Source organism: Pseudomonas sp. NLJ1 (genome assembly GCF_049486705.1).
Lineage (GTDB): Bacteria > Pseudomonadota > Gammaproteobacteria > Pseudomonadales > Pseudomonadaceae > Aquipseudomonas > Aquipseudomonas inefficax.
On record NZ_CP137735.1, the window covers coordinates 4,592,598 to 4,612,847 of the forward strand.

Annotated in this window: 18 protein-coding genes; 10 read left to right on the forward strand and 8 right to left on the reverse strand. The window is 63.9% G+C overall.

The genetic code is table 11. The annotated features are described in order from the left end of the window. Positions 1-4: 4 nt before the first annotated feature. Positions 5-3,454 carry a transcription-repair coupling factor gene (gene mfd, locus R9B85_RS20790; protein ID WP_112252143.1) on the reverse strand — a complete coding sequence of 1,150 codons (3,450 nt, stop codon included), beginning with the start codon at positions 3,452-3,454 and terminating at the stop codon, positions 5-7. A gap of 167 nt (positions 3,455-3,621) precedes the next feature. Here mfd and R9B85_RS20795 point away from each other — a divergent pair, with 167 nt between their 5' ends. The 3 genes from R9B85_RS20795 (at position 3,622) to sthA (ending at position 7,876) form a co-directional block, all read left to right on the forward strand. Continuing rightward, the gene (locus R9B85_RS20795; RefSeq protein ID WP_112252144.1) at positions 3,622-5,085 is read left to right on the forward strand and encodes a glyceraldehyde-3-phosphate dehydrogenase; all 1,464 of its coding nucleotides are present in this window, start codon (positions 3,622-3,624) and stop codon (positions 5,083-5,085) included. A 195-nt stretch (positions 5,086-5,280) separates the two neighbouring features. Beyond that, positions 5,281-6,279 carry an FAD:protein FMN transferase gene (locus R9B85_RS20800; RefSeq protein WP_112252145.1) on the forward strand — a complete coding sequence of 333 codons (999 nt, stop codon included), beginning with the start codon at positions 5,281-5,283 and terminating at the stop codon, positions 6,277-6,279. 202 nt (positions 6,280-6,481) lie between these two features. Next, positions 6,482-7,876, forward strand: coding sequence for a Si-specific NAD(P)(+) transhydrogenase (gene sthA / locus R9B85_RS20805; RefSeq protein ID WP_112252146.1), 1,395 nt, complete (start codon positions 6,482-6,484; stop codon positions 7,874-7,876). 42 nt (positions 7,877-7,918) lie between these two features. Here sthA and R9B85_RS20810 read toward each other — a convergent pair whose 3' ends face one another. Then, the gene (locus R9B85_RS20810) at positions 7,919-8,641 is read right to left on the reverse strand and encodes a glycerophosphodiester phosphodiesterase (RefSeq protein ID WP_375149580.1); all 723 of its coding nucleotides are present in this window, start codon (positions 8,639-8,641) and stop codon (positions 7,919-7,921) included. A 31-nt stretch (positions 8,642-8,672) separates the two neighbouring features. Then, the gene (locus R9B85_RS20815; RefSeq protein WP_112252174.1) at positions 8,673-9,257 is read right to left on the reverse strand and encodes a PilZ domain-containing protein; all 585 of its coding nucleotides are present in this window, start codon (positions 9,255-9,257) and stop codon (positions 8,673-8,675) included. Between the two features lie 93 nt (positions 9,258-9,350). Here R9B85_RS20815 and R9B85_RS20820 point away from each other — a divergent pair, with 93 nt between their 5' ends. The 3 genes from R9B85_RS20820 to R9B85_RS20830 all read left to right on the forward strand — a co-directional run bounded on the left by R9B85_RS20820 (position 9,351) and on the right by R9B85_RS20830 (position 12,595). Continuing rightward, positions 9,351-10,601, forward strand: a complete 1,251-nt coding sequence (locus R9B85_RS20820) for a lipoprotein-releasing ABC transporter permease subunit (protein ID WP_207878693.1) — start codon at positions 9,351-9,353, stop codon at positions 10,599-10,601. Positions 10,602-10,608: 7 nt separating this feature from the next. After that, positions 10,609-11,292 carry a lipoprotein-releasing ABC transporter ATP-binding protein LolD gene (gene lolD, locus R9B85_RS20825; RefSeq protein ID WP_313853580.1) on the forward strand — a complete coding sequence of 228 codons (684 nt, stop codon included), beginning with the start codon at positions 10,609-10,611 and terminating at the stop codon, positions 11,290-11,292. 61 nt (positions 11,293-11,353) lie between these two features. Beyond that, positions 11,354-12,595, forward strand: a complete 1,242-nt coding sequence (locus R9B85_RS20830) for a lipoprotein-releasing ABC transporter permease subunit (RefSeq protein ID WP_313853582.1) — start codon at positions 11,354-11,356, stop codon at positions 12,593-12,595. Positions 12,596-12,776: 181 nt separating this feature from the next. Here R9B85_RS20830 and R9B85_RS20835 read toward each other — a convergent pair whose 3' ends face one another. Together R9B85_RS20835 and cinR are read right to left on the reverse strand one after the other, a co-directional pair. Continuing rightward, positions 12,777-14,129, reverse strand: a complete 1,353-nt coding sequence (locus R9B85_RS20835; RefSeq protein ID WP_423770531.1) for a heavy metal sensor histidine kinase — start codon at positions 14,127-14,129, stop codon at positions 12,777-12,779. Beyond that, a complete protein-coding gene (gene cinR, locus R9B85_RS20840; RefSeq protein WP_112252152.1) occupies positions 14,126-14,806 on the reverse strand; it encodes a two-component system response regulator CinR in 681 nt (226 codons plus the stop codon). Before cinR ends, R9B85_RS20835 begins: the two co-directional genes overlap by 4 nt. A 264-nt stretch (positions 14,807-15,070) precedes the next feature. Between cinR and queF the strand changes: the two genes are divergently transcribed. Then, positions 15,071-15,901 carry an NADPH-dependent 7-cyano-7-deazaguanine reductase QueF gene (queF, locus tag R9B85_RS20845; protein ID WP_423770532.1) on the forward strand — a complete coding sequence of 277 codons (831 nt, stop codon included), beginning with the start codon at positions 15,071-15,073 and terminating at the stop codon, positions 15,899-15,901. 105 nt (positions 15,902-16,006) lie between these two features. On the opposite strand, the gene R9B85_RS20850 is transcribed toward queF, so the two are convergent. Continuing rightward, complete coding sequence (locus tag R9B85_RS20850) at positions 16,007-16,270, reverse strand: DUF4404 family protein (RefSeq protein WP_004376395.1); 264 nt, start codon at positions 16,268-16,270, stop codon at positions 16,007-16,009. Between the two features lie 122 nt (positions 16,271-16,392). Further along, a complete protein-coding gene (locus R9B85_RS20855; protein WP_112252154.1) occupies positions 16,393-16,959 on the reverse strand; it encodes a phosphonoacetaldehyde phosphonohydrolase-related protein in 567 nt (188 codons plus the stop codon). 200 nt (positions 16,960-17,159) lie between these two features. Here R9B85_RS20855 and R9B85_RS20860 point away from each other — a divergent pair, with 200 nt between their 5' ends. After that, on the forward strand, positions 17,160-17,867 hold the full coding sequence (locus tag R9B85_RS20860; protein ID WP_112252155.1) for an MlaA family lipoprotein: 708 nt from the start codon (positions 17,160-17,162) through the stop codon (positions 17,865-17,867). Positions 17,868-17,975: 108 nt separating this feature from the next. Here the strand turns inward: R9B85_RS20860 and R9B85_RS20865 are convergent, their stop codons facing one another. Next, positions 17,976-18,275, reverse strand: coding sequence for a PilZ domain-containing protein (locus R9B85_RS20865; RefSeq protein WP_112252156.1), 300 nt, complete (start codon positions 18,273-18,275; stop codon positions 17,976-17,978). Positions 18,276-18,556: 281 nt separating this feature from the next. Between R9B85_RS20865 and rssB the strand changes: the two genes are divergently transcribed. Both rssB and rssC read left to right on the forward strand, forming a co-directional pair. After that, positions 18,557-19,738, forward strand: coding sequence for a two-component system response regulator RssB (rssB, locus tag R9B85_RS20870; RefSeq protein WP_112252175.1), 1,182 nt, complete (start codon positions 18,557-18,559; stop codon positions 19,736-19,738). After that, complete coding sequence (gene rssC, locus R9B85_RS20875; protein ID WP_013971741.1) at positions 19,735-20,217, forward strand: anti-sigma factor antagonist RssC; 483 nt, start codon at positions 19,735-19,737, stop codon at positions 20,215-20,217. Before rssB ends, rssC begins: the two co-directional genes overlap by 4 nt. Positions 20,218-20,250: the final 33 nt, after the last annotated feature.

The following is a 20,250-nucleotide window of genomic DNA, read 5'->3' on the forward strand; positions in this document are numbered from 1 at the left end:
TTCCTTAGGCAGGCTGTGGGGTCAGGCGCTCGAACAGCGCCTCCAGGGTATTGAAGCGTTCGTCGGGGCGTTCCATGGGCACCAGGAAGCGGAACTGGGTGGCGCCTTCGAACTTGTAGCGTTTGGGCTGGCCCTGGATCAGCTTGATCAGGGTCAGCGGGTCGACCGGGGTCTCGGCTTCGAACTCGATCTTGCCGCCGTTGGGGCCGGCGTCGACCTTCTTGATGCCGAGCTTTTCCGCGTGCAGCTTGAGCGAGGTCAGGCGCATCAGGTTCTTGGTCGGCTCGGGCAGCAGGCCGAAGCGGTCGATCATTTCCACCTGCAGGTCCTTGAGGCCTTCTTCGTCGGCAGCCGAGGCAATGCGCTTGTACAGGATCAGCCGCGCATGCACATCGGGCAGGTAGTCCTCGGGGATCAGTGCCGGCAGGCGCAGGTTGATTTCCGGGCCGCCGCCCAGCGGCTGCTCGAGGTTGGGCTGGGTGCCCTTGCGGATCGCCTTGACCGCGCGCTCGAGCATTTCCATGTACAGGGTAAAGCCCACCGCCTGGATCTGCCCGCTCTGGCCTTCGCCCAGCAGCTCGCCGGCGCCGCGAATTTCCAGGTCGTTGGTGGCCAGCACGAAGCCGGCGCCGAGGTCCTGGGTGTTGGCGATCGCCTCCAGGCGTTTTTCGGCGTCGGCGCTGACCTTCTGCCGGGTTGGCGTCAGCAGGTAGGCATAGGCCTGGTGGTGGCTGCGGCCAACCCGGCCGCGCAGCTGGTGCAGCTGGGCCAGGCCGAACTTGTCGGCGCGCTCGATGACGATGGTGTTGGCGCTGGGCACGTCGATGCCGGTTTCGATGATGGTGGAGGCGACCAGCACGTTGAAGCGCTTGTGGTAGAAGTCGCTCATCACCTGTTCCAGCTCGCGCTCGCGCATCTGCCCGTGGCCGATGCCGATGCGTGCCTCGGGCACCAGCTCGGCAAGCTCGGCGGCGCATTTCTCGATGGTTTTCACATCGTTGTGCAGGTAGTACACCTGGCCACCGCGCAGCAACTCACGCAGCAGCGCTTCCTTGACCGTGCTCTTGTTCTGCTCCATGACGAAGGTGCGTACCGACAAACGGCGCGCCGGCGGCGTGGCGATGATAGACAGGTCGCGCATGCCCGCCACTGCCATGTTCAGCGTACGCGGGATCGGCGTGGCGGTGAGGGTGAGGATATCCACCTCGCTGCGCAGGGCCTTGAGCTGTTCCTTCTGGCGCACGCCAAAACGGTGCTCTTCGTCGATGATGGCCAGGCCCAGGTCCTTGAAGCGCACATCGTCCTGCAGCAGCTTGTGGGTGCCGATGAGGATGTCGATCTTGCCTTCGGCCAGCTCGGCGGCGGCGCTGGCCACTTCCTTGGCCGACTTGAAGCGGCTCATCACCTCCACGCGCACCGGCCAGTCGGCGAAGCGGTCGCGGAAGCTGTTGTAGTGCTGTTGGGCGAGCAGGGTGGTGGGCACCAGCACGGCCACCTGGCGGCCGCTGTGCACGGCGATGAACGCCGCGCGCATGGCCACTTCGGTCTTGCCGAAGCCGACGTCGCCACACACCAGGCGGTCCATCGGCTTGGGTGCCAGCATGTCTGCGCGCACGGCTTCGATGGCGGCCTGCTGGTCGGGGGTTTCCTCGAACGGGAAGCCGGCGCTGAAGGTGGCGTAGTCGGCGGATGGGTCGGCAAATGCATAGCCCTTGCGCGCGGCGCGGCGGGCATAGATGTCGAGCAGTTCGGCGGCCACGTCGCGCACCTGTTCGGCAGCTTTGCGCTTGGCCTTCTGCCAGGCCTCCGAGCCCAGCCGGTGCAGTGGTGCCAGGGCGTCGTCGCTGCCGGTGTAGCGGGCGATCAGGTGCAGGTTGGCCACGGGCACGTACAGCTTGGCGCCCTCGGCATATTCCAGGGTGAGGAATTCGGCGGCCTGGCCGTCGATTTCCAGGGTGGCCAGGCCCAGGTAGCGGCCCACGCCATGGTCGATGTGCACCACCGGCGCACCTTCGCGCAGCTCGGTCAGGTTCTTGATCACCGCGTCGTTGGCGGTTTCGCCACGCTTGTCGCGGCGCCGGCGCTGCATGACCCGCTGGCCGAACAGCGGGCTTTCGGCGATCAGGGCCATGGCTGGCTCGTCCAGCAGCAGGCCCTCGTCCAGCGGGGCGATGGTGATTGCCAGGCGCTCGCTGCCGGTGATGAAGTCGGCCCAGCCGTCGACGGTGTGCGGGCGCAGCTTCAGCCGCTCGAGCAGTTCCAGCAGCACTTCGCGGCGGCCCGCCGATTCGGCGGTGAATAACACCCGGCCGGGGAACTGGTCGAGGAAGTTGGCCAGTTCGGCCAGGGGCTGGTTGGCCTTGGCCTCGATTGCCAGGTTGGGCAGGGCGCGCGCCGGGAAGCGCTCGCGGCCCACGCCCGGGTCGAGGTCTTCGGTGCTGACCACTACCCGTGGCCATTGCTTGAGCCGGGCGAAGCAGTCTTCCACTGGCAGGAACAGCTCGGCCGGCGGCAGCAGCGGCCGGCTCAGGTCGCCACGGCGGTCTTCATAACGCCCGCGCACGTCGTTCCAGAAGTGTTCGGCGGCCTGTTCCACACCGGGCAGCGAGAACACCTGGGTGTCGGCCGGCAGGTAGTCGAACAGGGTCGAGGTTTCTTCGAAGAACAGCGGCAGGTAGTACTCGATGCCGGCGGGGATGATGCCGCTGGCCAGGTCCTGGAAGATCGCGCTGCGACGGAAATCGACATCGAAGCGTTCGCGGAAGCGCGCCTTGAAGCGGGTCACTTCCTCTTTCTGCATCGGGAACTCTCGCGCCGGCAGCAGGCGCACCGAATCCACCTTGTCGATCGAGCGCTGGGTCTCGGGGTCGAAGGTGCGCAGCGTCTCTATCTCGTCATCGAACAGGTCGATGCGGTAGGGCAGCTTGCTGCCCATCGGGAACAGGTCGATCAACGCGCCGCGCACGGCGAACTCGCCATGCTCGTAGACAGTGTCGACGCAGCGATAGCCACTGGCCTCCAGGCGCAGGCGCATCTGCTCCACATCGATGGTCTGGCCCACGTCCAGCACCAGGCTGCTGCCCAGCAGGAAGCGGGTCGGCGCCAGGCGGTGCAGGGCGGTGGTGACCGGCACCACGAGGATGCCGTGGCTCAGCTCCGGCAGGCGGTAGAGGCTGGCGATGCGCTGGGAAATGATGTCCTGGTGCGGCGAGAACAGGTCGTAGGGCAGGGTTTCCCAATCGGGGAACGGCAGCACCGGCAGGTCCGGGGCAAAGAAGCGAAGTTCCTGTTCCAGACGATCGGCAGCCTGGCTGTCGGCAGTCAGCAGCAAAGTGAAGCGGCCCGCGCTGCTGGCGGCCTCGGCGATGGCCAGGCTGAGGGCGGCACCGGGTAGATTGCCCCAGGTTTGTTTGCCGGCCGTGGCCGACATTTGCGGTAGGCGCAGAACTGACACGGGAGATTGCACTCCAAGCGTTGCGGCAAAGAGATCGATTGTACCGGTGACGGTGCCGGCTGTCAGGCTCGAAAGGGCGTGTTCGCTGGCTTGCGTTACCGCGACAGGCGCTCATTGCCCGTAACGCGTTGGGGCGTCATAATGTAGCCCCTTTTTTCTGTCCCTACATGTGGAAGGTTCCCGTGACTCAGAAGCCCGACCAGTGTCTTGGTGAGTGGATCGATCGTGAAGCCCTGGCTGAAGCGATGATCCCGCTTATCGGTCAGCTCTACCGCAACAACAACGTGGTGAGCTCGATTTATGGCCGTAGCCTGATCAACCGTTCGGTTATCTCGATCCTCAAGGCGCACCGCTTTGCGCGTCATCGTCAAGCCGACGAAACCGAACTGTCCGTCCACGAGACATTCCCCCTGCTCAAGGCCATGAGCGAGCTGAAACTGGGCGCCGCTTCGGTCGACCTGGGCAAGCTGGCCAACAAGTTCAAGCAGGAAGGCAATGGCCGCACTGCCGAGCAGTTCGTCCGTGAAGAACTGGCCGAGGTGGTTGGCCAGCAGAACGCTTCGGCGCGCAAGGGCACCGACGTTGTCCTGTACGGCTTCGGCCGCATCGGCCGCCTGCTGGCACGCATCCTGATCGAGAAGACCGGTGGCGGCGACGGCCTGCGCCTGCGCGCCATCGTCGTGCGCAAGGGCGCCGAGAACGACCTGGTCAAGCGTGCCAGCCTGCTGCGCCGTGACTCGGTGCACGGCCCGTTCGATGGCACCATCACCATCGACGAAGCCAACAACACCATTACCGCCAACGGCAACCTGATCCAGGTTATCTACGCCAAGAGCCCGAGCGAAGTCGACTACACCCAGTACGGCATCGACAACGCGCTGATCGTCGACAACACCGGCGTATGGCGTGATGCCGACGGCCTGGGCCAGCACCTGGCCTGCCCGGGCGCTGCCCGCGTGATCCTCACCGCACCTGGCAAGGGCGCGCTGAAGAACATCGTGCACGGCATCAACCACGGTGACATCACTGCCGATGACAAGATCATCTCGGCCGCTTCCTGCACCACCAACGCCATCGTGCCGGTGCTCAAGGCCATCAACGACCAGTACGGCATCGTCAACGGCCACGTCGAAACCGTTCACTCGTTCACCAACGACCAGAACCTGATCGACAACTTCCACAAGGGCAGCCGCCGTGGCCGTGCCGCGCCGCTGAACATGGTCATCACCGAAACCGGCGCCGCCACTGCTGCCGCCAAGGCACTGCCAGTGCTGAAAGGCAAGCTGACCGGCAACGCCATTCGCGTACCGACGCCGAACGTTTCGATGGCCATCCTCAACCTGAACCTCGAGAAGGCCACCAGCCGCGACGAGATCAACGAGTACCTGCGCCAGACCGCCATGCACTCGGAACTGCACAAGCAGATTGATTACGTCAGCTCGCAGGAAGTGGTTTCGACCGACTTCGTGGGCTCGCGCCACGCTGGTGTGGTTGATGCCGAAGCGACCATCGCCAACGACAACCGTGTTGTTCTGTACGTCTGGTACGACAACGAATTCGGTTACAGCTGCCAGGTGGTTCGTGTGATGGAAGAGATGGCCGGTGTGAACCCGCCAGCGTTTCCACGCTGATACGCTTGTAAGGCAATGAAAAAACGGGAACCTTCGGGTTCCCGTTTTTTTATCCGGAATTTTTGTTGCCTGTGCCGGCTTCTTCGCGGGTAAACCCGCTCCCACAGGGCCGCAGCGTCCGTGAGGGCAGTGGTATACCTGTGGGAGCGGGTTTACCCGCGAAGAGGCCGGCACAGGCAACCGAGAAGTCAAACCTTGCGCACAGTCTTGATGCTCATCCTCATGCTCCTGACCGCCTGCAACCAGGGCCCCACCCTGGAGCGCCTGGGCGGCCCGACCATGGGCAGCAGCTACAGCATCCAGTATGTGCGCGAACCCGGCGGCCCGGCGCCGGTCCAGGTGCAGGCGGCGGTCGAAACCATCCTGCACGACATCGATCAGCACTACTCGACCTACCGCGGCGACTCCACCGTCAGCCAGTTCAACCAGTTGCCCGCCGACCAGTGCCTGGTCTTGCCGCCCGACATGCTCGAACTGGTCAGCCTTGGTCAGCACCTGGCCGAGCAGAGCAAGGGCGCCTTCGACCTCACCGTCGAACCCTTGCTCGACCTGTGGGGCTTCGGCCCCCAGGCCCGTCACGAGCAGGTGCCCGAGCCGTCGGCCCTGGCCCAGGTGCGCCAGCGCGTGGGCTACCGGCATTTGCACATCGACGGCCAGGCCCTGTGCAAGGATGCCCCGGTGCAGCTCGACTTCAACAGCATCGCCGCCGGCCATGCCGTCGACCTGATCGCCGCGCGCCTGCAGGCCATGGGCGTGGCCAGCTTTGTTGCCGAAGCCACCGGCGAGCTCAAGGCCGCTGGCCGCAAACCCGATGGCAGCCCCTGGCGCATCGCCCTGGAGCTGCCCCGTGAAGATCGCCAGATAGCCCGCCAGATCATCCCGGTCAATGGCCTTTCGGTATCAACCTCGGGTGACTATCGGCACTATTTCGAGGAGAATGGCCGGCGCTATTCGCACACCTTCGATGCCCGCCTTGGGCGCCCGGTGCAGCACGACCTGGCCGCGGTCACCGTGCTCGATGCCTCGGCGCTGCACGCTGACGGCTATTCGACGCTGTTGTTGATCCTCGGCCCGGAACGTGGCTGGGATTTTGCCGTGGCGCATGGCCTGGCCGCGGTATTGGTGACTCGGGCCGAGGGTGGTTTCGTCTCCCGAGCTACGCCCGCATTCGAACGGGCAGTGAAAGGCGAATGAAAGCACAAGCAGGGATGATCGCCGCCAGGGAATGGTTCACACATGTAGTGCGGGCAAAATTGGCCTACGACGCGACCAAGGGTTAATGTGCGCGGCGTTCACGCTTGATTAGACTGCACCCGAATTTTCTCATGACGCCCCGGCGGCATGATCGCGCCCCGCGAGCGACCGTGGCTTGCGGGCCAGTTCTGAAGGAGTACGCATGGCTGTCTACAACTACGACGTAGTGGTGCTGGGTTCCGGCCCGGCCGGAGAAGGTGCGGCAATGAACGCCGCCAAAGCAGGGCGCAAGGTGGCGATGGTCGATAGCCGTCGCCAGGTCGGGGGCAACTGCACCCACCTGGGCACCATCCCGTCCAAGGCACTGCGTCACTCGGTGCGGCAGATCATGCAGTTCAACACCAACCCGATGTTCCGTGCCATCGGTGAGCCGCGCTGGTTCTCGTTCCCGGACGTACTGAAAAGCGCCGAAAGGGTCATCGCCAAGCAGGTAGCGTCGCGCACCGGCTACTACGCACGTAACCGCGTGGATGTGTTCTTCGGCACCGGCAGCTTCGCCGACGAGCAGACCGTCGAAGTGGTCTGCCCCAATGGTGTGGTGGAAAAGCTCAACGCCAAGCACATCATCATTGCCACCGGCTCGCGCCCGTACCGCCCGGCCGACATCGACTTCCACCACCCGCGCGTCTACGACAGCGACACCATCCTCAGCCTCAGCCATACCCCGCGCAAGCTGATCGTGTACGGTGCCGGCGTGATCGGTTGCGAATACGCCTCGATCTTCAGTGGCCTGGGTGTATTGGTAGAGCTGGTGGACAACCGTGGCCAGTTGCTGAGCTTCCTGGACTCGGAAATTTCCCAGGCGCTGAGCTACCACTTCAGTAACAACAACATCACCGTGCGCCACAACGAAGAGTATGAGCGCGTCGAAGGCCTGGACAATGGGGTGATCCTGCACCTGAAGTCGGGCAAGAAAATCAAGGCCGACGCCTTGCTGTGGTGCAACGGCCGTACCGGCAACACCGACAAGCTGGGCCTGGAAAACATTGGCATCAAGGTCAACAGCCGTGGCCAGATCGAGGTCGACGAGGCCTACCGCACCAGCGTGCCGAACATCTACGGTGCCGGCGACGTGATTGGCTGGCCGAGCCTGGCCAGTGCCGCCCATGACCAGGGCCGCTCTGCCGCTGGCAGCATCGTGGATAATGGCAGCTGGCGCTTCGTCAATGATGTGCCGACCGGCATCTACACCATTCCGGAGATCAGCTCGATCGGCAAGAACGAGCAGGAACTGACCCAGGCCAAGGTGCCGTACGAAGTGGGCAAGGCCTTCTTCAAGAGCATGGCCCGTGCACAGATCGCAGGTGAGCCGCAAGGCATGCTGAAGATCCTGTTCCACCGCGAAACACTGGAGGTGCTGGGCGTGCACTGCTTCGGCTACCAGGCTTCGGAAATCGTCCACATCGGCCAGGCGGTGATGAACCAGCCGGGCGAGCTGAACAACCTGAAGTACTTCGTCAACACCACGTTCAACTACCCGACCATGGCCGAAGCCTATCGGGTAGCGGCCTATGACGGCCTGAACCGGCTTTTTTGAGCGGCTCCGACCGGTGGCCTGAGCCGGTCGGAGAGACCGATTTCAACCCTGCCCGAGGGTGGTCCTGGCCAAACCGGGAAAGTCTGTAATCAGGCTGTCCACGCCAAAATCAGCGAGCCGGCGCATCAGTGCCGGTTCGTTGACCGTCCACACCGACACGTGCAAACCCTGGCCCTGGGCTTTCAACAGGCGCTCGGGGGTGCACAGTGTCCAGTTCAATGCCAGCAGATCGCAGCCGTAGTTCTGTGCCACTTTCAGCGGGTCGAGCCAGGCGTACTCGGCAACCAGCCCGCGCTTGACGTCCGGCACCAGTTCCAGGGCAGCACCCAGCACTTCGCGTGAGCTGGAGGTGATGGTCACCTTGTCCAGCAGGCCGTACTGCTGGGCCAGTTCGCGTATCGCCAGCACGGTGGTGGCGGCTCGGGTGCGCGAGGCGCTTTTCACCTCCAGTTGCCAGTGCTCGAACGGGCATTTCTCGAACAGTTCCTCCAGTTTCGGGATCGGGCAGGGCTGGACGTGGCCCGGGCCGCCTTTGCGGGCATCGATCCTGACCAGTTCGGCGGCCGGGTGCTCGACCACCTTGCCGCGTTTGCCGGTGGTGCGCTTGAGGGTTGGGTCGTGGATCACCATCAGCTCGTTGTCGGCCGACAGGTGCAGGTCCAGCTCGCAGCGGGTCACGCCATGGGCGAGGCACTGCTGGAAGCTCTTCAGGGTATTCTCGGGCGCTTCGCCCTTGGCGCCGCGGTGGCCGTAGATCAGGGTCACGTTCGTTCCTTCAAATCAGAGAAAAATGGGCTCAGGAGGCGGGGTCGTTCTGTTCCAGCTGCTGGCGCCGTTGCTGCTGCTGGCGCTGCAGGATGTAGCGGGCCAGCAATTGCCGTTGGGCGTCGGTCATGTCGGTGAATTCGGTGCCGACCTCGAAGCCGCCTTGCGGGCGTGGGTCGCAATGGGTGACCTTGCCGCGCAGCAGCAGGCCATGGGCGCGCGGCATCAGCACCATCTTCACCTTCACCCGGGTGCCGGGGGCAACCGCTGTGGCTTGCGCGAACTCGATGCCGCCCTCGGAGATGATCACCGGCTGGGGCTGGCCAATTTCGCCGATCAGGGTCTGGGCAACCACCGCGCTGAGCAGGTCGAGGCGTTTGTTCTGCGCGCGCAGGAAGGCGGCGAGGGTGCGGTCCTTTTCGCTCAGCTGGCGCAGCAGGTGCTGCGACTCGAAGTCGGACAGGTGCAGTTCGCTGAGCAGGTTGAACAATGGCGAATCATCTTGCAACACATCTGGGTCAAGGGCTTCGGCCGCACTGAGGGGGCTGATTTGAAGTGCGATCCGATCTTCGATGCGGTAGTATTCGCGGCGATCTTCTTCGTCTAATGTCGTCATGGCGAACCCAAGGTAGCGGCGGTGGTCCGAGTGTAAAGCCGCCGTAGGCGCCTCGCCACAAGGACGTTCCCTTTCATCCGAACAAGCCCCGACATGTTCAGACCTCTTTTCGCATTCATCGGCACGCGTTATACCCGTGCCAAACGTCGCAATCACTTCGTCTCGTTCATTTCCCTGACCTCGATGATCGGCCTCGCCCTGGGCGTGGTGGTGATGATCGTGGTGCTCTCGGTGATGAACGGTTTCGACCACGAGATGCGTACCCGCGTGTTGGGCATGATCCCCCATGCCACGCTGGAGAGCGGCCAGCCCATTGCCGACTGGCCGGCCCTTGCCCAACAAGTAAAGCAGAATCCGCAGGTGCTGGCGGTTGCGCCCTTCACCCAGATGCAGGGCCTGCTGACCCATGAAGGCAAGGTGCAGAAGGTGCTGCTCAACGGCATCGACCCGGCCCGCGAACGCGAAGTGTCGATCATCGACAGGTTCGTCCTGCAAGGCCGCCTCGACCAGCTGGCGCCGGGCGAGTGGGGCATCATGATCGGCGACAAGGCCGCGGCCAAGCTGGGCGTGGGCATCGGCGACAAGCTCACCTTCGTCGCCCCCGAGGTCAGTGTGACCCCGGCCGGCATGTTCCCGCGCATGAAGCGTTTCACTGTAGTCGGCACCTTCCACGTGGGCGCGGGCGAGATCGACGGCTACCTGGGGCTGACCAACATCAGCGACCTCTCCCGCCTGCACCGCTGGAAGCCCGACCAGGTCCAGGGCCTGCGCCTGAAGTTCGACGACCTGTTCCAGGCGCCGCGGGTGGCCTGGGACATCGCCCAGCACCTGGGTGACCAGGAGTTCTACAGCCGTGACTGGACCCGCACCCACGGCAACCTGTACCAGGCGATCCGCATGGAAAAGGCCATGATCGGCCTGCTGTTGTTGCTGATCGTGGCGGTGGCGGCGTTCAACATCATTTCCACCCTGGTGATGGTGGTCAACGACAAGCGTGGCGACATTGCCATCCTGCGTACCCTGGGCGCCACACCCGGGCAGATCATGCTCATCTTCATGGTCCAGGGCACGGTGATCGGGGTGATCGGTACCTTGATCGGCGCCGTGGTCGGGATCGTCGCCGCGCTGAACGTGAGTGCGGTGATCGCCGGCATCGAGAAACTGATCGGGCACAAGTTCCTCAACGCCGATGTGTACTTCATCGATTACCTGCCGTCGCAGATCCAGGCCCAGGACGTGTACATGGTCTGCGGTGCAGCGCTGGTCCTGAGTTTCTTCGCCACCCTGTACCCGGCCTGGCGTGCGGCCCGCACCCAGCCTGCAGAGGCGCTACGTTATGAGTGAGTCGCGCATGAGTGATAAAGCCGTTCTGAGTTGCCGCAACCTGGGCAAGTCCTACGACGAGGGCCCGGAGTCGGTGCAGGTGCTGTCCGGTCTCAACCTCGAGCTGCACGCCGGTGAGCGGGTAGCCATCGTGGGTAGCTCCGGTTCGGGCAAAAGTACCTTGCTCAACTTGCTGGGCGGCCTCGACCGGCCGACCCAGGGCAGCGTCTGGCTGGCCGGCGAGGAGCTGTCGGCACTGGGTGAGCGTGCCCGTGGCCTGCTGCGCAACCGCGAGCTGGGCTTTGTCTACCAGTTCCACCACCTGCTGCCGGAATTCACTGCCATCGAGAACGTGTGCATGCCGTTGCTGATCGGCCGCACAGCCATCCCCGAGGCCCGCGAGCGTGCCGAGGCGCTGCTCAAGCGCGTGGGCCTGGCCCACCGCTTGAACCACAAGCCGGCCGAGCTGTCCGGTGGTGAGCGCCAGCGGGTGGCGATTGCCCGGGCACTGGTCAATCGCCCCGGCCTGGTAATGCTCGACGAGCCGACCGGCAACCTCGACCACCACACCGCCCAGGGCATCCAGGAGTTGATGCAGGAACTGTCCAGCGCGTCCCGCACGGCGTTTCTGGTGGTCACCCACGACCTCAACCTGGCACGCCAGATGGACCGTGTATTGAAGCTCGACGACGGCCACCTGGTGGCGATCTGATCGACTGCACGGGGCGGCCGGTGCCGCCCCGTTTTCCTGTTTTCATTGGGTGATTTCGTACATGTTCAGACCCTTGCCCATCTTCATCGGCGCGCGCTACACCCGAGCCAAGCGCCGCAACCACTTCATCTCGTTCATCTCGATGACCTCGATGATCGGCCTGTCGCTGGGCGTGCTGGCGATGATCGTGGTGCTGTCGGTGATGAACGGCTTCCAGCGCGAAATGAGTTCGCGCATCCTCGGCCTGGTGCCGCATGCCGCCATCCTCGGCGTGCAGCCGCTGGACGACTGGCACAAGGTGGCCGAAGCGGCCATGCGCGACCCGGCGGTGATGGCGGTGGCGCCGATTACCGAAATGGAAGGCATGCTGTCGTTCAAGGGTGCGATGCAGCCGATCCAGGTGGGCGGTATCGACCCGGCCGAAGAGGGCAAGGTTTCGATCGTCGGCCAGCATATCGTCCAGGGCCGGCTGCAGGACCTGCAGCCGGGTGAGTTCGGTGTGGTCATCGGTGAGCTGACTGCGCGGCGCTTCCGCCTGAATACCGGCGACAAACTGACCCTGATCGTGCCGGAAATCAGCAAGGAGCCTGGCGGCATCACCCCGCGCATGCAGCGCCTGACCGTGGTCGGCATTTTCAAGGTCGGCGCCGAGCTGGACGGCTCGCAGGCTTACATTCATGTCGCCGATGCCGGCGCCATGCAGCGCTGGGCGCCGGGCCAGGTGCAGGGCGTTCGCCTGAAACTGCACGACCTGTATGCCGCGCCGCAGGTGTCCAAGGCCATCGCTGCCGGGCTGGGCGATGCCTACCGCGCCGATGACTGGTCGCATACCCAGGGCAGCCTGTTCAGCGCCATGAAGATGGAAAAGACCATGATCGGCCTGCTGTTGCTGATGATCATCGCGGTGGCGGCGTTCAACATCATCGCCACCCTGGTAATGGTGGTGAACGACAAGGGGCCGGACATCGCCATCCTGCGCACCCTGGGCGCCACGCCGGCGCAGATCATGGGCACGTTCATGGTCCAGGGCAGCCTGATCGGCATTGTCGGGACGCTGATTGGTGGTGTGCTGGGGGTGATTGCGGCGTTCAACGTCAGCCAGATCGTCGGTTGGCTGGAGCGGGTGAGCGGGCAGCACATCTTTACTTCGGATGTGTACTTCGTCAGCAGCCTGCCGTCGCAGTTGCAGTGGGGGGATGTAGCGCTCATCTGCACTGCCGGGTTGGTGATGAGCTTCCTGGCGACCATTTACCCGGCTTATCGGGCATCGCAGGTGCAGCCGGCGATTGGCCTGGCAGTTTGAGTAACTGTTGAGGGCCTCATCGCCGGCAAGCCAGCTCCCACAAGTACAGCGCATGCCTTGGGCTTGATGCGATCCTGTGGGAGCGGGTTTACCCGCGAAGAATCCAGCACGGTGCATGGCACCGGCTTAGCCGGTGTTCGCGGGTGAACCCGCCCCCACAGGGATCGTGCCAGCCCCGATGTCACCGGTCTTCAGTGAAATCGATCACGAATCGCGTCCATCCGTCCGCACACTCCGCCCTGATGCGCCCACCATGGGCCTGCACGATCGACCGGGTAATCGCCAACCCCAACCCGGCATGCTCACTACTGCCTTCCCGCCGCGCCGGGTCCACTCGGTAGAAACGATCGAACAGCCGCGGTAGCACCGTCGGCTCGATAGCTGCCCCGGTATTGGCCACGCCAATCCTCGGCCCTGACCCCAAGGTCACCCGTATCTGCCCTCCCGCCGGGGTAAAGCGCAAGGCATTGTCCAGCAAGTTGGACAGCGCCCGGCGCAGCATATGCCGGTCGCCCTGCAGCAGCGCTTCACCCTCGCGCAGCATCTGCACGCCGCTGTCTTCTGCCAGCGGCGCGTAGTACTCCAGCAGCGCATCCACCTCATCATGCAGCACCAGCGGTGCTTGCCCCGGTACCAGCAGGCCATGGTCGGCCTTGGCCAGGAACAGCATGTCGTTGATCATCTGCGCCATCCATTGCAGCTCTTCGAGGTTGCCGTGCAGGGCTTCGCGGTATTCCTCCAGGCTGCGTGGGCGGGTGAGGGTGACCTGGGTGTGGGTCAGCAGATTGGACAGCGGCGTGCGCAGTTCGTGGGCGATGTCGGCAGAGAATGCCGACAGGCGCTGGAAGGCATCGTCCAGCCGCTGCAGCATGGCGTTCATCGCGGTCGCCAGCTCGGCCAGCTCCTCGGGCATCTGTGCCACCGGCAGGCGGGTGGTGAGCGAGCGCGCCGATACGCTGGCCGCCACCTGGCCCATCTGCCGCAATGGGCGTAACCCGCGGCGTGCTGCCCAGGCGCCGAGCAGCGCCGTGGCCAGCGCCGACAGGCCTACCGTCAGCCAGATCAGCCGTTGCATGCCCTGCAGAAAGTGCTGGTGGTGGGTGATGTCGAGGTACAAGGTCAGTTGTGGCGACTGTGGGGCGCCTTGCGCCAGGTGCACGGCCAGGCTGCGGTAGTCGGTGCCTTGCGCATGCAGGGTGGCCAACCCGTCGGGCAGTGGCGCCGGGGGCAGGCCTGTGCGGCTTTCGAACCAGGTGGCGCCGTCGCTGCCGTTGATGCGCAGGGCCAGGTCGGCCTGGTGGCCCAGTTCATCGCGCAAGGCGGGCAGGCGCGCCTGCAGCTCGGCTGGGGTGGTGATGCCGGCGAGTTGGGTGCGGAACAGCGACAGGCGAGAGTCCAGCAGCTGTTGGTCCAGTTCGACGAAGTGCTGTTCGCTGGCCCGGCTGAATATCAGGCCGGCGCCGAGCGAGACAGCGGCAGTGCAGGCGGCGAACAGCAGGGCCAGGCGGCTGCCGAGTGAGACCCGGCGCATCACTCAGTGCGCTCTTCGAGTACATAGCCCATGCCGCGTACGGTATGGATCAGCTTGTTGGGGTGCGGGTCGTCGATCTTCAAGCGCAGGCGGCGGATCGCCACCTCGATCACATTGGTGTCACTGTCGAAGTTCATGTCCCACACCTGCGAGGCGATCAGCGATTTGGGCAGCACCTCGCCCTGGCGGCGCAGCAGCAGTTCAAGCAGGGCGAACTCCTTGGCGGTCAGGTCGATGCGCTGGCCGGCGCGTTCGGCGCGGCGGCGGATCAGGTCCAGGCGCAGGTCGGCCAGGCCCAGGGTGGTGTCCTGGCTGGGGCTGGCGCCCCGGCGCAGCAGGCTGCGCACCCGCGCCAGCAGTTCGGAGAAGGCGAATGGCTTGACCAGGTAATCATCGGCGCCCAACTCCAGGCCGTGCACCCGGTCTTCCACGGCATCGCGGGCGGTGAGGAACAGCACCGGGGTGTCCAGGCCTGCCTGGCGCACGGCCTGGAGGATCTGCCAGCCGTCACGGCCGGGCAACATCACGTCGAGAATGAGCAGGTCGTGGTCGCCGGTCAGGGCGAGGAACTGGCCGGTCTCGCCGTCGGTTGCCAGTTCGGTGGCGAAGCCAGCCTCGTTCAGGCCCTGGCTCAGGTACTGGCCGGTGCGGGCCTGGTCTTCGACGATCAGCAGTTTCATTGGGTGAATTGACTCCAGCAAACGGCACAAAACCCTGTGGGAGCGGGTTTACCCGCGAAGAATTCAACACGGTGCATGGCACCGGCTTTGCCGGTGTTCGCGGGTGAACCCGCTCCCACAGGGATTGGATGATGCTGAGATGATACGTGACGATGCACTCGCTCGCCGCAACCTGACGAAGATGTAATCCCGCTGACTTGCGCTCCAAGGCGAGGTGCAAAACCGGTAGACTAGGGGCAATTTCGAACCTTCAGGTCAGTTTCCATGCATCCCGCTGCCGAACATTCCCCGCTGGGCAAGTCCAGCGAATACATTGCCACCTATTCCCCGGAGCTGCTGTTCCCGATTCCGCGTACCGCCAAATGGGCCGAGCTGGGCGTCACCGCCCAGACTTTGCCGTGGCAGGGTGTGGATTACTGGAACTGCTTCGAGCTGAGCTGGCTGTTGCCGTCGGGCAAGCCGGTGGTGGCGATCGGTGAGTTCGCCATCCCCGCCGACTCGCCGAACATCATCGAGTCCAAGTCGTTCAAGTTGTACCTGAACTCGTTGAACCAGACGGTGTTCACCTCGCTTGGCGAACTGCAGGCGTGCCTGGAGAAAGACCTGTCCGCCGCTGCCGGCAAGCCGGTTGCCGTGAAGGTGCGCACCCTGGCCGAGGTCGAGGCCCAGGGCGTGGTGGCCTTGCCGGGGCAGTGCATCGATGCGCTGGACGTTGCCATCAGCAATTACGAACAACCACAGCCGGAGCTGCTGCGCTGCAACCCGGAGCAGCAGGTGGAAGAAACCCTGCACAGCCACCTGCTGAAGTCCAACTGCCCGGTCACCGGCCAGCCGGACTGGGGCAGTGTGGTGGTCGAGTACAACGGCAGGGCGCTGGACCATGCCAGCCTGCTGACCTACCTGATCAGCTTCCGCCAGCATGCCGACTTCCACGAGCAGTGTGTGGAGCGGATTTACCTGGACCTGAAGAACCTGTTGCAGCCGGAGCATTTGACGGTGTACGCGCGCTATGTGCGCCGGGGTGGGCTGGATATCAACCCGTACCGCAGCACCGGGGCGATCAGCCCGGATAACAAGCGCCTGGTTCGGCAGTAAGGTTAAAGCGGGGCCCTGTGGCAGCGGGTTCACCCCGCGAATTCGTCGGTGGCATCACCACGGCATTCGCGGGTGAACCCGCTCCCACAGAGGGCCTTGGGCAGCTTAGATCCCCATGCTGTGCAGCGAGTTGGCAATGCTGCGCAGGGTGGCGGTAAGGTCGGGGTGGTCGGCCTCGAAGCGTTCGATGGCCAGGTTCACGCCGTCCACCAGGTTATTGTCTGGCGTGGCTTCCTCAAGTTTGAGTTGCGCCTCGATCTGGCGCGCTTCTTCGTGCAGCGCGGCCAGCTCCTCGTCCGAAAGCGGCACGTTGCGGTCCAGTTGCTCGCGCAAGCTGTTCAGGCGCTCTTGCAATTCGCGGGCAGGCATTGGCATTTCTCCATCAATGGCTTGGCAAGCCATGGACCTCAGCGAAGCGGCAAAGGTTCTGGCCTGTCTTCAGCGTAATCCACCTGCCGTTGCTTTGCATGATCCGCATCAATGATGCTGTATCAGGGTTTTTCGCCTTTGCGCCGGCGCTGCGCGATGTCTTGCAGGCAGGTATCAAGCGCTTCCAGATGGTCGATCACCGAGTGCACACCCAGGCCGAACAGCTCCAGCGTTGCCTTGCCGCGGGCCAGGTCCCGCTCTTGCGGGGTCATGGCTTGCCATTGCTGCGAGCTGCGGTCGCAAAAGGGACTGCAGGCGGCCAGCCCCACCGTCCACAGGCCCGCGTTCAGGCCTGACTGCAACAGGCGTGGGTCGCCGCTGACCAGCACGCAGCCGTCCAGGCGTTCGCTGTCCAGCGTCATCAGGGCCTGCCAGCAGGCGTTTGGCGCCGGCCAGCGCACGCCGTTCACCGAATGCCCCGGCAGCCAGGCGGGCAGTACATGGGCCAGGCGCTTGCTTTGGGTGGCGTCCAGGTCGTCCAGCCAGATGCATGGCACCTGGCGCTGGCGCAGGCCGGCGAGGGTGGCCAGGGCGCCGGGGGCGGGCGAGGGGGCGCCATCATTGGCGGCTTGCACCAGGCAGCCGCGCAAGCCGAACAGCACAGCGGTGAAGGCGGGTGCAGCGTCCATGGCAACTTCCCTCAAATAGTCCGCAGGCTATTCGGCGACTGTTACCACCCTGTGACAGCGGGCGCCGCGCAACAGTTGTTCACAAATTATTGAGCAGAGGTGTGTAAAGCTGTTTATCAGCCCGCAAGCCTCTATACTGCCGCCGTACAGCAGCGCACCCGTTTGCGCTTGCGGCCGAGAAATTCGATGGAGAAACACCTATGCGTAGGATCGGTGCCAGTGTGATCGAACGAGTCACCCAGGCCTGTGTATGCGCCAGCATGCTGCTGGCGCCCGTGGCAGCCACCCAGGCCGCCACCGAGGAAGATCCCTGGGAAGCGGTCAACCGCCCGATCTTCCGTTTCAACGATACCCTCGACACCTATGCCCTCAAGCCATTGGCCAAGGGCTACCAGGCGGTTACCCCGCAGTTCCTCGAAGATGGCATCCACAACATCTTCCGCAACCTGGGTGATGTGACCAACCTCGCCAACAACCTGCTGCAGTTCAAGCCCCATGCGGCGGGCGTGGACACGGCGCGGCTGATCGTCAACACCACCTTCGGCCTGGGCGGTTTCTTCGACGTGGGCACCAAGATGGGCCTGCAGCGCAACGACGAGGACTTCGGCCAGACCCTCGGCTACTGGGGCGTGCCGAGCGGCCCGTACGTGGTCATCCCGCTGCTGGGCCCGAGCACCGTGCGTGACGGCGTGGCCAAGTACCCGGACACCTACACCGAACCCTACCGCTACATCGACCATGTGCCGACGCGCAATTCGATCTTCGCCCTGGACATCATCGACACCCGCGCCGACCTGCTGTCGGCCGAGAAGCTGATCCAGGGGGACAAGTACATCTTCATTCGCAATGCATACCTGCAGAACCGCGAGTTCAAGGTCAAGGATGGCGAGGTCGAAGACGACTTCTGATTGCAGTGCTGGCTTCATCGCCGGCAAGCCAGCTCCCACGGGAATTGCACCTGCCTCAAGGTCGGTGTGGGAGCCGGCTTGCCGGCGATGAGGCCGGGGCAGGCGCTATCAGTGCATTGCCAGAATCCGCAACCCGAACTTCTGCTGCCCGCCCGGCTGGTCGGCAATCCACACCACTTCCGTGCTGGCGTGCAGCCCTTTCAGCGCCGGGTGGTCGGACTCGATCCGTACTTCGATATGGTCACTCACCTGGAACCGCTGCGGTGCCTGCACCTGCATGCCGCCGCTGGACAAGTCCAGGCACACCGCCGCAATCACCTGGCCTTCGTGCAAAAGGCTGACCTCGGTGTCGATGCGCATGCGGATGAAATCGCGTTTCTCGCCATGGCTGGAGGGCGTGTGAGGCATGCTGCATCCTTCCCATCGGGTTGCGCTGGTCGACTTTCTTATAACTCCCGGTGATTTGCCCTGTAAAGTGCGGCGGGGTCGACCCTTGCATGCTTGAAACGCTGGGCGGATGGGAGTACCGTCTGCGCCTTACAAGGTAGCTCTCACAGTTGCCGGACAGTTGCCGGGCAGGTGTTCTTGTCCTACAACTCAAGTAGAGTGTGACCACAAAGAATTCCCGTAGCTGGCCGTCTGCCTTGCCGACACCGCTGCACCAACCTAAATCGGCGCCGTTCGCCCACATGCAGAAAACCAGTGCAACGCTGCTGATCATCGATGACGACGACGTGGTCCGTGCAAGCCTCGCCGCCTATCTTGAAGACAGTGGCTTCAGCGTCCTCCAGGCCGGCAATGGCCAGCAGGGGCTTCAGGTCTTCGAAGAACACCAGCCCGACCTCGTGATCTGCGATCTGCGCATGCCGCAGATGGGCGGCCTCGAGCTGATCCGTCAGGTCAGCGAGCGCGCCCCGCAGTTGCCGGTTATCGTGGTGTCCGGTGCCGGCGTCATGAGCGATGCGGTGGAAGCTTTGCGCCTGGGCGCTGCCGACTACCTGATCAAGCCGCTGGAAGACCTGGCCGTGCTCGAGCACTCGGTGCGCCGCGCCCTCGACCGCTCGCGACTGGTACTGGAAAACCAGCGCTACCGCGACAAGCTCGAAGCCGCCAACCGCGAACTGGAGGCCAGCCTGCACCTGCTGCAGGAGGACCAGACCGCCGGTCGCCAGGTGCAGATGAACATGCTGCCGGAAAGCCCCTGGGCGGCCAGCGAGTTCGCCTTCGAGCACCAGATCATCCCGTCGTTGTACCTGTCGGGTGATTTTGTCGATTACTTCCGTGTCGACGAGCGGCGCATTGCCTTCTACCTCGCTGATGTGTCCGGGCACGGCGCGTCGTCGGCGTTTGTCACCGTGTTGTTGAAATTCATGACCACTCGGCTGATGTTCGAGCTCAAGCGCAGCAGGATGCGTGAGTTCAAGCCCTCGGAAGTGCTCAGCCACATCAACCGCGGCCTGATCAACAGCAAGCTGGGCAAGCATGTCACCATGGTTGGCGGGGTGATCGACGAAGAGTCCGGCCTGCTGACCTACGCCGTTGGCGGCCATCTGCCATTGCCGGTGCTGCACACCCCCGAGCACACCCGCTACCTGGAAGGCCGTGGCCTGCCGGTGGGGCTGTTCGACGAGGCCACCTACCAGGACCTGGTAGTGGAACTGCCGCCGCAGTTCAGCCTCAGCCTGATGTCCGATGGCATTCTGGACCTTTTGCCGGGTGACACGCTCAAAGATAAAGAAACCGCCCTGCCGGAAATCGTCAGGGCAGCAGGTGGCAGCCTGGATGGGCTGCGTCAACGATTTGGATTGGCTACGCTTGGGGAGATGCCGGATGATATCGCCCTATTGGTGTTGAGCAGGAACCTTCAATGAGTACCGGTAGAATCCAGTTCGCCGAGCAGAGCGGTACCTTCGTCCTGAAATTTGTCGGTGAAGTGCGCCTGACCCTGTGTTCGGCATTGGATGCAACGATCGAGAAGATTTTCACTGCGTTGAACTTCTCGGCGATTGTCATCGACCTGACCGAAACCGAGAGCATCGATAGCACCACCCTGGGCCTGTTGGCCAAGTTGTCGATCCTGTCGCGCCAGAAGGTGGGCCTGTTGCCGACCGTGGTCACCACCAACCCGGACATTTCCCGGTTGTTGCAGTCGATGGGTTTCGATCAGGTGTTCAACATCGTCGATCGGCCGATTCCGTGCCCGGAATGCCTGACCGACCTGCCGTCCCAGGACCAGAACGAAGACGTGGTGCGCTCCAAGGTGCTGGAGGCGCACAAGATTCTCATGGGCCTGAACGACTCCAACCGCGAAGCTTTCCATGACCTGGTCAATGCCCTGGAGCGGACCTGATCTTCAGCCTGTACCGGCCTATTCGCGGGTGAA

Excerpts from the sequence above, each read along its gene's own strand:
- R9B85_RS20795 (WP_112252144.1), top strand. The coding sequence starts at position 3,622 with ATGTGGAAGGTTCCCGTGACTCAGAAGCCCGACCAGTGTCTTGGTGAG.
- sthA (WP_112252146.1), top strand. The coding sequence starts at position 6,482 with ATGGCTGTCTACAACTACGACGTAGTGGTGCTGGGTTCCGGCCCGGCC.
- R9B85_RS20815 (WP_112252174.1), bottom strand. The coding sequence starts at position 9,257 with ATGACGACATTAGACGAAGAAGATCGCCGCGAATACTACCGCATCGAA.
- R9B85_RS20820 (WP_207878693.1), top strand. The coding sequence starts at position 9,351 with ATGTTCAGACCTCTTTTCGCATTCATCGGCACGCGTTATACCCGTGCC.
- lolD (WP_313853580.1), top strand. The coding sequence starts at position 10,609 with ATGAGTGATAAAGCCGTTCTGAGTTGCCGCAACCTGGGCAAGTCCTAC.
- R9B85_RS20830 (WP_313853582.1), top strand. The coding sequence starts at position 11,354 with ATGTTCAGACCCTTGCCCATCTTCATCGGCGCGCGCTACACCCGAGCC.
- cinR (WP_112252152.1), bottom strand. The coding sequence starts at position 14,806 with ATGAAACTGCTGATCGTCGAAGACCAGGCCCGCACCGGCCAGTACCTG.
- queF (WP_423770532.1), top strand. The coding sequence starts at position 15,071 with ATGCATCCCGCTGCCGAACATTCCCCGCTGGGCAAGTCCAGCGAATAC.
- R9B85_RS20850 (WP_004376395.1), bottom strand. The coding sequence starts at position 16,270 with ATGCCTGCCCGCGAATTGCAAGAGCGCCTGAACAGCTTGCGCGAGCAA.
- R9B85_RS20855 (WP_112252154.1), bottom strand. The coding sequence starts at position 16,959 with ATGGACGCTGCACCCGCCTTCACCGCTGTGCTGTTCGGCTTGCGCGGC.
- R9B85_RS20860 (WP_112252155.1), top strand. The coding sequence starts at position 17,160 with ATGCGTAGGATCGGTGCCAGTGTGATCGAACGAGTCACCCAGGCCTGT.
- R9B85_RS20865 (WP_112252156.1), bottom strand. The coding sequence starts at position 18,275 with ATGCCTCACACGCCCTCCAGCCATGGCGAGAAACGCGATTTCATCCGC.
- rssB (WP_112252175.1), top strand. The coding sequence starts at position 18,557 with ATGCAGAAAACCAGTGCAACGCTGCTGATCATCGATGACGACGACGTG.
- rssC (WP_013971741.1), top strand. The coding sequence starts at position 19,735 with ATGAGTACCGGTAGAATCCAGTTCGCCGAGCAGAGCGGTACCTTCGTC.